Source organism: Sphingobium naphthae, assembly GCF_043589935.1.
Lineage (GTDB): Bacteria > Pseudomonadota > Alphaproteobacteria > Sphingomonadales > Sphingomonadaceae > Sphingobium > Sphingobium naphthae_A.
The window spans coordinates 95,831-105,356 of record NZ_CP171457.1 but is presented as its reverse complement, the minus strand read 5'-3'; the positions used below and the strand labels follow the sequence as shown (position 1 = coordinate 105,356).

Annotated in this window: 9 protein-coding genes; 8 read left to right on the top strand and 1 reads right to left on the bottom strand. The window is 65.3% G+C overall.

What is annotated here, in order from left to right; translation table 11 throughout:
- The first annotated feature begins 191 nt into the window (after positions 1–191).
- The gene (locus tag ACGGKE_RS18510; RefSeq protein WP_009824027.1) at positions 192–764 is read left to right on the top strand and encodes a recombinase family protein; all 573 of its coding nucleotides are present in this window, start codon (positions 192–194) and stop codon (positions 762–764) included.
- Positions 765–1,053: 289 nt separating this feature from the next.
- Positions 1,054–2,256 (top strand): aspartyl protease family protein, encoded by a 1,203-nt coding sequence (locus tag ACGGKE_RS18505; protein ID WP_013039112.1) that lies wholly within the window; start codon positions 1,054–1,056, stop codon positions 2,254–2,256.
- On the opposite strand, the gene ACGGKE_RS18500 is transcribed toward ACGGKE_RS18505, so the two are convergent.
- Complete coding sequence (locus ACGGKE_RS18500; protein ID WP_007406847.1) at positions 2,250–2,669, bottom strand: helix-turn-helix domain-containing protein; 420 nt, start codon at positions 2,667–2,669, stop codon at positions 2,250–2,252. The two genes, ACGGKE_RS18505 and ACGGKE_RS18500, sit on opposite strands and share 7 nt — an antisense overlap.
- 226 nt (positions 2,670–2,895) lie before the next feature.
- On the opposite strand from ACGGKE_RS18500, the gene ACGGKE_RS18495 reads away from it, so the two are divergent.
- From ACGGKE_RS18495 to ACGGKE_RS18470, 6 genes are all read left to right on the top strand, one after another.
- Positions 2,896–4,067 (top strand): IS3 family transposase gene (locus ACGGKE_RS18495; RefSeq protein WP_394438958.1). Its coding sequence is split into 2 segments (ribosomal slippage): positions 2,896–3,160 and positions 3,160–4,067, totalling 1,173 coding nucleotides; the frame shifts between segments, so codons are not numbered across the junction.
- A gap of 35 nt (positions 4,068–4,102) precedes the next feature.
- Entirely contained in the window at positions 4,103–4,672 is a 570-nt protein-coding gene (locus ACGGKE_RS18490; RefSeq protein WP_394443402.1) for a cation transporter, read from the top strand.
- Entirely contained in the window at positions 4,672–6,639 is a 1,968-nt protein-coding gene (locus tag ACGGKE_RS18485; RefSeq protein WP_004212871.1) for a cytochrome c/FTR1 family iron permease, read from the top strand. The genes ACGGKE_RS18490 and ACGGKE_RS18485 overlap by 1 nt, the downstream gene beginning before the upstream one ends.
- Positions 6,640–6,712: 73 nt before the next feature.
- Entirely contained in the window at positions 6,713–7,009 is a 297-nt protein-coding gene (locus ACGGKE_RS18480; RefSeq protein WP_007406840.1) for a hypothetical protein, read from the top strand.
- Between the two features lie 60 nt (positions 7,010–7,069).
- Positions 7,070–8,347 (top strand): TolC family protein, encoded by a 1,278-nt coding sequence (locus tag ACGGKE_RS18475; RefSeq protein WP_394443326.1) that lies wholly within the window; start codon positions 7,070–7,072, stop codon positions 8,345–8,347.
- Positions 8,347–9,525 carry an efflux RND transporter periplasmic adaptor subunit gene (locus ACGGKE_RS18470; protein ID WP_004212877.1) on the top strand — a complete coding sequence of 393 codons (1,179 nt, stop codon included), beginning with the start codon at positions 8,347–8,349 and terminating at the stop codon, positions 9,523–9,525. Before ACGGKE_RS18475 ends, ACGGKE_RS18470 begins: the two co-directional genes overlap by 1 nt.
- Position 9,526 lies beyond the last annotated feature (1 nt).

Below are 9,526 nucleotides of genomic sequence, written 5' to 3'. Positions count from 1 at the left end.
CGCCGACGGTCCGTGTCGCAGGTAAGGAAAACGGAGATTTGCCTGCCCATCGCCATGCGAGTCCGCTCGCGTTGCCAAACCGGCCTGTTCGACGTAAATCTACCCGGTAAAGAAAACTAGGGCAACATAGACCTGCCGATGACGACTTTCTTCCCAAACCGCGCCCGATCGGGGCGCCACCGGCCCTACGCATGAAAATCGGTTACGCCCGCGTATCGACCGCCGAGCAGAACCTGGACCTCCAGCGTGATGCGCTGAAGGCTGCCGGCTGCGAGAAGGTCATCACCGACAAGGCCTCCGGGGCGACTGCCGCTCGCCCTGGATTGGAAAAGGTGAAGGAGCTGCTTCGCGCCGGCGACACACTGGTGGTCTGGCGCCTCGACAGGCTCGGCCGCTCGCTCCGTGATCTGATCGGATGGATGACCTACCTCGACGAGGAAAAGGTCGGGCTGCTGAGCCTGCACGAGGCGATCGACACGACCACCACGTCGGGCAAGCTTACCTTCCACCTGTTCGGGGCATTGGCGGAGTTCGAGCGCAACCTGATCCGCGAGCGGACCCAGGCCGGTCTCACCGCAGCCCGCGCTCGCGGCAAGAAGGGTGGCCGGCCGGCCGCACTCGGCAAGGACAAGCGCGACCTGCCCGTCAGGCTCTACCACGAGAACACGATGCCGATCGCCAAGATTTGCTCGATGCTCGGCATCTCCAAGCCAAAACTCTACGCCTATGTGCGATCGGCCGAGACCAAGCCGGTAGCCGCGTAGCGACGCTCGCCGACAAATAGCGCGATCAGAATGCCGCCACTTAGCGCGAGCGTTTACACCGTTCGCGGTCCCGATCGGCCCAGCGTCCCCCGGAACCGTTCGTTATCGGGAAGGCATCTAAGCGGTCTGCACCATCCTTCATCTAAAGTTCTCCAAGCGCTTCTGAGGATTTTCGGGCGCACCAAAAGCACTTGCTCCTCCAGTGGCTGGAGCATGTAACCGCAATTTGCTCTCCTGCGGACGGGGGGCTGGAGGTGGCTTTTTGACGGCCCGTGTTGAAGCAATCGGTATGTCTCGACGCTCATTAGTGGCGCGGCTGGTGGCCTGTGGAACCGGCTTGGTGCTCGGTTCTCCAACGCTCGCGCGACAGACTTCCCGGTCTGCGGGCTCGTGGAACTTCGGTGCGGCTCACCTCGAATGGGAGCCGCTGGAAGTCGGCACGGGTGATACCCTCCTTGTTTCGGCACAAGTGCGCGGAGTGCCGGTGCGGGCGGTGCTCGACAGTGGCAGCGGCGCGTCGATCATGAGCACGGCGCTCGCGGCGAAGCTCGGCTTGAACGATGGTGAGCGGCGCATGATTAGCGGGCTGAGCGCCAAGGCCCCGGTGCTGCTGGTCCGCGACATCGACGTACAGCTCGCCCGCGAAACCCGTCGCTTACCCTTTGCCGTCGTTGGTGATCTGAGTTCAGTGTCGGCGGCCTTCGGACGACCGATCGATATCCTCCTCGGTGCCGATATGTTCACGGGTAGCTGCATCGCGCTCGATTTCGCGAAAAGGCGTATGGCGGTCGTCAAGTCAGGCACGTTTCTCGCCGGTCCCGACTGGCGCGCTGTCGCGCTCGGGCGCGGTGCCAAGCAGGAGCTGTTCATTCGAGCTTCCGTCTCGGGTTTGCCTCCCGTGCCCTTGATGATCGATCTTGGCAGCTCGGCCGCGCTGATGCTCTCGTCGGCCTATGCCCGCGATCAAGGGCTGTTGAACGGGAAGCTCGTCTCGACCGCGGCGATCGGCGGCGTCGATGGTGTGCGTATCAACGATGCTTTCACGATCCAGAACATCAACATCGAAGGGCTTGGCGTCTCGAACGTCCCCACACTCGGGATGAGAGCTTGGCTCTCCACCAGCACGGTTGGCAATGTCGGCCTACCGCTGATCGCTCAATTCGACGTGGTGTTCGACGTGACCGCCGGATTCGTGTGGCTCCGGCCACTCGGTCCTCGTCGTCGCCTGCCGATGCTGAAGGACCGTAGCGGCCTTGGCCTCGCAGCCTCACCAACGGCGCTCACCGTTGTTCATGTGGCGGCGAACAGTCCCGCGGAAAAGGCTGGCTGGGCGGTCGGCGACCGGATCGTGGCGGTGAACGGCCATTCGATCGATGCGAACTATACGCGTGGGGAGCTCTGGCAAGTGCGCTCCCGGCCTGCTGGCACCCTCGTAAAGCTGACGATGGCCTCGGGTGATGTGCGCGAGCTCAGGCTGGCCGATTATTATTGATCGGCTTGAGGGTGGCCTTTGCCGATCGCCTTCATGATCCGACAATCGGCCATGCGCGCCTTGGTGCAGCTCTGGCTGAGCATTGCCAACTCATCCCGCAACACCGCGAGTTGCGCCAGTCTCTCCTCCACATCCTTGAGGTGCTGAGCAGCGATAGCTGAGGCGGCACCACAATCCTGGTCCGGGTTCTGCGCCAGCCCCATCAACGAACGGATCTCGTCGACGGAGAAGCCAAGCCGGCGACCGTTGCGGATGAAGTGCAAACGCTCAATGTCACTGGCATCGTAGGTTCTGCGACCCGACGCCGTGCGAGGGGCGGATCGGAGCAACCCGATCGACTCATAAAAGCGGATCGTCGTCACCTTCGTCGAGGTCTCGCTGGCGAGCTGCCCAATCATCACCGGCTTCATCATGCCATCCTTGCTTATGCGAACGTGTCGCACATTTCGCTTGCTTCTACAGCGACTGGAGGTGGTAAGGAAGGCCGCATGAATGCTTCTACCGAAAGCTGCGGGTGCCACGGGGAGCCCGCGCGCGCGCAAACCGATCCGGCCTATCGCCGTGCGCTGCTGACTGAGGTGGTGCCGGAAATTCGGACAGGGTGTTAAGCTGGTCCCGACCTGATGGATTGGTACGGGAATGAAGACGACGAGGAAGCGTTACAGCGCGGATTTCAAGGCGAAGGTGGCATTGGAGGCGATCCGGGGCGAGCTGACGCTGGCTGAACTGGCCACGAAGCACGGCGTGCACCACACGATGATCGCGTCGTGGAAGCGCCAGGCCATCGAGGGGATGGCGAACACCTTCTCCGGAGGCGGGGATGCGGCCAAGGCCGCCAGCGAGAGCGAGGTGGAAAAGCTGCATGCGAAGATCGGGCAACTGGTCGTGGAGCGGGATTTTTTAGCGAAAGCCTTCGGTCGATGAGCGTGGACCGGAGGCGGGCGATGGTCGAACCTGCTGACCATCGCCTATCGATCTCGGCACAGTGCCGCCTGCTGCGTATCAGCCGCTCGTCGTATTACTACGCGCCGGTGCCGGAAACGGACGAGACGCTGGCGCTGATGACGGTGATCGACGAGACGTTCATGGAGTGTCCATGGTACGGCAGCCGTCAGATGGCGCGACACCTTCGGCGCGCTGGCCATGAGGTTGGGCGGCGACGGGTGCGGCGCCTGATGGCGAAGATGGGCCTGTCGCCGATCTACCAGCGGCCGCGCACGAGCGATCCGCACCCGCAGCACCGGGTCTATCCATACCTGCTGCGCAAGCTGGCGATCGAGCGACCCAACCATGTCTGGTGCGCCGACGTGACGTACATCCCGATGCGCCGCGGCTTCCTTTACCTGGTGGCGATCATGGACTGGGCGAGCCGCAAGGTGCTGGCGTGGCGGCTGTCGAACACGATGGACGCGGGCTTCTGCGTCGCCGCCTTGGAAGAAGCCTTGGCCCGATTCGGCAAGCCCGAGATCTTCAACACTGACCAAGGCAGCCAGTTTACTTCGCTAGGCTTTACCAGCGTGCTGCGCGACGCCGAGATCCGCATCAGCATGGATGGCCGGGGGCGGTGGATGGACAACGTCTTCATCGAGCGGCTTTGGCGGTCTCTGAAGTACGAGTGTGTCTATCTCCATGCCTTCGAAACCGGCTCCGAGCTGCGGGCTGGCCTTGGCCGGTGGATCACCTATTACAACACCCAGCGCCCACACTCGGGCCTGGCCGGGAGAACCCCGCTCGAGGCCTATCGACGGATCGGGCAATCAGATCATGGGGGGCATGCCCCCCATGATCTGATGATCAAACAGGCGGCATGAACGACAACCGGGATTAGCTTAACTCAGCCGCCAAACTGTCCAAGAAGGCGGGACCACCTCAGACCGTCGTGGTGCTCAACCTCGGCTTCGGAGTCGCCGAGCTGTTCGGCGGGTTCATCGCCGATAGCCAAGCGCTGAAAGCGGATTCCCTCGATTTTCTCGGGGACGGGGCGATCAGCCTTATCGGTCTTCTCGCGCTTGCCTGGTCCGCACGGGCGAGGGCAAAGGTCGCGCTGACGCAGGGGTTGTTTCTCGGTGCGCTTGGCGTGGGCGTAATCGGTTTCGCGATTTGGCGCGCCCTGAACGCAACCGCGCCCGATGCCGAACTGATGGGCACAATCGGCGTTGTCGCGCTCGCGATCAATGTCGTGTCCGCCTTGGTGCTTGCGCGTTTCCGGGAAGGGGACGCCAATGTTCGCGCGATCTGGCTGTTCAGCCGCAACGACGCGCTCGCCAACGTGGCGGTGATCGCCGCGGCCGGTCTGGTGGCGTGGACAGGAAGCGCCTGGCCGGACCTCGCCGTCGCCGGCCTCATCGCCCTCCTGTTCCTCCACTCCGCTTATGAAATCGTCACTGGCGCTCGGCGCGAATTGGGAGAGCGGTAGTGCGTCTGCTCGCGTTGATCCGGGCAATGCTCTCGTTGCGGCTGCTCTCCGCGCTCGCGGCGCTGCTGATCCCTGCTGCGGCAATCGCCGAACCCGGCGACGTGCAAACCGCATGGCGGCTGCTCGACTATATGGCCGTCGATTATGGCGGCGCGGTCGCCAACGGTCGGATCAAGAGCACGTCGGAATATGCCGAGATGACGGAGTTCGCCGCGTCGGTCTCGACACGGCTTCAGGGCCTGCCGGCGAAGCCGGAGCGTCAAGCCCTCATCCAGCGGGCTGCCAACCTCCAGGCGGTGATCGCGGAAAAGGGACCGACTGAACAGGTGGCAACATTGGCGCACGGGCTCGCGGCCGATCTGTTGCGCGCCTACCCGGTGCCGCTCGCGCCCGATAAGGCTCCGAACCTCGTCTCCAGCGATGCACTGTTCCGACAATCCTGCGCGTCCTGCCACGGGATGACGGGCAACGGCCGTGGCCCTGACGCCGCCAAGCTCGCTACGCCCCCGATTGCTTTCACCGATGCCGAGCGCGCGCGCCAGCGCAGCGTGTTCGCGCTCTATCAGGTGGTGACGCAAGGCATCGACGGGACCGCGATGCAGAGCTTCGCCGATCTGCCCAACGATCAGCGCTGGGCGTTAGCATTCCGAGCCGGGAGCTTCGCCTTCACGGATGCGCAGGCGCGCGAAGGCGAGCGGCTTTGGAAATCCGACCCGACCCTTCGCCGGCGCATTCCGGACCTGAAAACCCTGGTCGCGCTCACCCCGGCCGCGCTCGGCGCGGCGATCGGCGACGCCAAGGCTGACCCAGTGCTCGCGTTCCTGCGTCGTCATCCCGAACAGGTGATACAACAGGCTCCCGGCTCGCTCGCGGTCGCCCGCGCCAAACTCGCCGAAAGCGTGGCGGCTGCGCGGCGCGGCGATGCGCGCATGGCGAAAGAGCTGGCGCTGTCGGCCTATCTCGATGGGTTCGAGCCGATCGAGCCAACACTCACCGCGCGCGACGCGACGCTGATGGGTCGAATCGAGGGCGCGATGGGGGAGTTCCGCGCCTCGATCGACCGGGGCGCGTCGCCCGATGATCTCGCGGAGAAGGTCGCAGTACTGGGCGGCCTTTTCGACGATGCGGAAGCGGCGCTCGCGCCTGATGCCGCCACCGAAGCGTCCACGTTCCTGGGCGCGTTCACGATCCTGCTGCGTGAAGGGCTCGAAGCCCTGCTCATCGTTGTCGCCATGATCGCGTTCCTGCGTAAAGCCGAGCGCGGCGAGGCGCTGCGGTACGTGCATGGCGGCTGGGTCAGCGCGATCATCGCGGGCGGGATCACCTGGGCGGTCGCCACCTATGCGATCGGGATCAGCGGTGCGAGCCGGGAGCTGACGGAAGGGTTTGGCTCGCTGTTCGCCGCGGTCGTGCTGCTCTCGGTCGGGATTTGGATGCACGGCAAGGCGCAGGCCGATCAGTGGCAGCGCTATATTCGCGAGAAGATGTCGCGGGCGCTCTCGGGCGGGTCGGGCTGGTTCCTGTTCGGGCTGGCGTTCGTCGTAGTTTATCGCGAGGTCTTCGAGACGATCCTGTTCTATGCCGCGCTTTCGGCGCAAGGTGACAACGGGATGCTTCTCGCGGGGGCCGGGTCGGCGATTGGACTGCTCAGCCTGATCGCTTGGGCCATGCTTCGCTACAGTCGCAAGCTGCCGATCGCGCAGTTCTTCCGCTATAGCTCCTGGCTCATGGCGGTCCTGACCGTCGTGCTGGCGGGTAAAGGCGTCGCCGCGCTCCAGGAAGCCGGCCTTATCAACATCGCACCGCTCGCGGACGTGCCACGGCTGTCGATGCTCGGCGTGTTTCCCACTTGGCAATCGGTGCTGGCGCAACTCCTGATGGCGGTCGCCATTGCGGTCGGGTTCGCCTGGAACGGGCGCGACCGATCCCGCTCGGGTTCCGGCTCAGTGACCCTTGGTTCGAATTAGTGCAATGACATGAAAACCCTTCCGTGATAGAGGCAAGCTAGTGCGAGCCTTTTTGCCTTTCCTGACATGCCTGATGCTGGTCCTGACCAGCTTCTCCGGCATGGCCCATGCCGCCGATCTGGCGGGGGGAAGCATCGCGGGCGTTGAGTTCACGGTCCATACCGCCGGTGACATCGATCAGGTGCCATCGGACTCGGACAAGAATGTCCCGCATCATCACAATTATTGTCACGGACACGACGTCGGCGCGCCTGCGCGCACGACGATGGAATATACCCCCGTCCTCACAGTGCCCAAGCCGACAATCTCCGCCTCTGCGTCGCTCGACGGCCGCACCGGCATGGTCCATTTGAGGCCCCCCCAAGCCTGACGTCCGATTTGGGCGTGCGTTGGCGCGCCCCTGTCGATCATCGTCAGGAGTCCTATTTTCATGAATCGTATCCTCGCGGCCATGCTGGCCGCAGCGTCTTGCGCCACGATGGCGCAGGCGCAGGTCGGACCGTCCGCGCCTGTTGCGCAGGATGCGCCGGTCTACACGCTTGACCAAGCGGTCAGTGCAGCGGGCGGTTCGGCCCCTGCTGCGGAAGCGGCGACAGCTGGAATCGACGCGGCCCGTGCAGGTCGCACAGTCGCCGGCTTGCGGCCCAATCCGGTGGTTCAAGGCCAAGTCGAGAATGTCATCGGCTCCGGGCCGTATCGGGGGGTCCGCAGCGCGGAAACCACGGTCGGCTTTGCGATCCCGATCGAGCTAGGCGGCAAGCGCGGCGTCCGCGTCGCGGTCGCCAATGCGCAATTGTCCCGGGCCGAGATCCAGGCCGCGATCATCGCGGCGGATGTCCGGCTTCAGGTAACGCAGCTCTATGTCGAAGCGGTCGCGGCCGATCGCCGGGTAATGACAGCCCGCGATCAGGCCCGGATCGCCAGCGATGCGCTGCGGGCCGCGAGCGTTCGCGTGCAGGCAGGGCGGGCATCGCCACTCGAGCAACAGCGCGCGGATGTCGCGCGTATCAATGCCGACGCCAATGTGGAGCGGCAGCTTCGCTTGGCCGAGGCGGCCCGCGCCAATCTGGCGCGTCGGATCGGACGGCCGATCGACGGCCTGCTCGATGACACGCTGCTCGATCGCCTTCCCGATGTGAACGTCTATGGGCCGTTGGCACCGGTCAACACGACCGGCACACTCGCGCTGGCGGCAGCCAACGCGGATTTCTCCATTGCCGAAGCCGGCGTGCGGCTCGCGCGCGCCAATCGCGTGCCTGACCTGAACGTCGGGCCGTCGATCCGCCGCCTGGAAGCGACCAACGACATGGCGGCGGTGTTCAGCGTGTCGATCCCGATCCCGGTGTTCAACAATGGTCGCGCCGCGATTGCGCAGGCGACCGCGCAGCGGACCCAGGCGGATGCGCAGCGCCGCGTGACCGCGCTCGACATCGAACAGGCGATCACGGACGCGCAGGCGCAGGCGGCCAATGCCGCAACGACGGCTCGTGCGGCGTCGGGGCCGGCGCTGGCGGCTGCACAGGAGGCCGCCCGCATCGCGCGGATCGGCTATCGCGAGGGCAAGTTCGGCCAGCTCGAATTGCTCGATGCTGAACGCACGCTCGCCGAAACGCGGGTCGCCGCGATCGACGCGCTTGCCAATTACCAGAATGCCCGCGCGCAAGTGGAGCGACTGACCGCTCGTGCGCCCAATGGGGGGAATCAGTGATGAAGAGCTTTTATCTCGCGGGCGCGGCGTCGCTCGCCCTGCTCTTGGCTGCCTGCGGCGGCAAGGATGGCGGAAACGAGGCAACTGCCGAAGGCGCAGCTGCCAATGAGACGGCAGCGGGCACGGAAAAGGGCGGTGCTGAAGGCGGTCATGCCGGTGAAGGCGTCGTCACATTGGGTGCCGACCAGATCGCCACAGCGGGCGTCCAGGTCGGACGGCCGATCATCGGCGGGGCCGGGACGATCGAGCTGCCCGCGATCATCGAGGGCGACCCACAGGGAACGCAGGTCGTCTCGGCCGCAATTGCGGGACGCGTGGTCGCGCTCACCCGTAACCTCGGCCAATCGGTCGGACGCGGCCAGACCATTGCGGTCATCGAAAGCCGCGAGGCGGCGCAGATCAAGGGCGAGGTCGAGGCGGCGCGGGCGCGGCTTCAGCTCGCTAATTCGAACCTCGCGCGCGAACAGCGGCTGTTCGCGCAGAGAGTCTCCCCTGAACAGGATCTGATCGCCGCCCGCACAGCGGCGACGGAGGCGCGGATCGCCCTGACGCAGGCGCAGAGCATGGTTTCGGCGGCGGGTGTCGGCGGCGGCGGGCTCAACCGGCTCGGCATTGCCGCGCCGATCTCGGGCCAGATCATTGCGCGCCCCGTGACGCTGGGACAAACGGTCGCGGCGGATGCCGAACTCTATCGCATCGCCAACCTGAGCCAGGTGTCGATCGCGCTTAATCTCAAGCCCGAGGATGCGGGCCGGGTGCGTCCCGGCAATACGGTGCTGGTGAAGGCGGCAGGCCGTCAGGCGACCGCCCGCGTGACCTTCGTGTCGCCGGCGCTTGATCCGCAGACGCGGCTCGTGCCTGCGCTCGCCACCCTCGACAATCGCGGTGGCGAATGGCGGGTCGGCGAGCCTGTGACGGCAGCCGTGCAGCTCACGGGCAGCGGCGGGAGCGGGGCGGTCCGCGTGCCGACGACGGCGGTCCAGAGTTTCGAGGGCAAGTCGGTCGTGTTCGTGCGCACGCCCACCGGCTTCAAGGCGACCCCGGTCCAGCTCGGCGATGCGTCGGGCGACACGGTGATCGTCCGGTCGGGCCTGACCGGCAACGAACAGATCGCCACCACCGGAAGTTTCACGCTCAAGGCCGAGATCGGCAAGGGCGAAGCGAGCCACGAGGATTAAG

Excerpts from the sequence above, each read along its gene's own strand:
- ACGGKE_RS18510 (WP_009824027.1), top strand. The coding sequence starts at position 192 with ATGAAAATCGGTTACGCCCGCGTATCGACCGCCGAGCAGAACCTGGAC.
- ACGGKE_RS18505 (WP_013039112.1), top strand. The coding sequence starts at position 1,054 with ATGTCTCGACGCTCATTAGTGGCGCGGCTGGTGGCCTGTGGAACCGGC.
- ACGGKE_RS18500 (WP_007406847.1), bottom strand. The coding sequence starts at position 2,669 with ATGATGAAGCCGGTGATGATTGGGCAGCTCGCCAGCGAGACCTCGACG.
- ACGGKE_RS18480 (WP_007406840.1), top strand. The coding sequence starts at position 6,713 with ATGCTGGTCCTGACCAGCTTCTCCGGCATGGCCCATGCCGCCGATCTG.
- ACGGKE_RS18475 (WP_394443326.1), top strand. The coding sequence starts at position 7,070 with ATGAATCGTATCCTCGCGGCCATGCTGGCCGCAGCGTCTTGCGCCACG.
- ACGGKE_RS18470 (WP_004212877.1), top strand. The coding sequence starts at position 8,347 with ATGAAGAGCTTTTATCTCGCGGGCGCGGCGTCGCTCGCCCTGCTCTTG.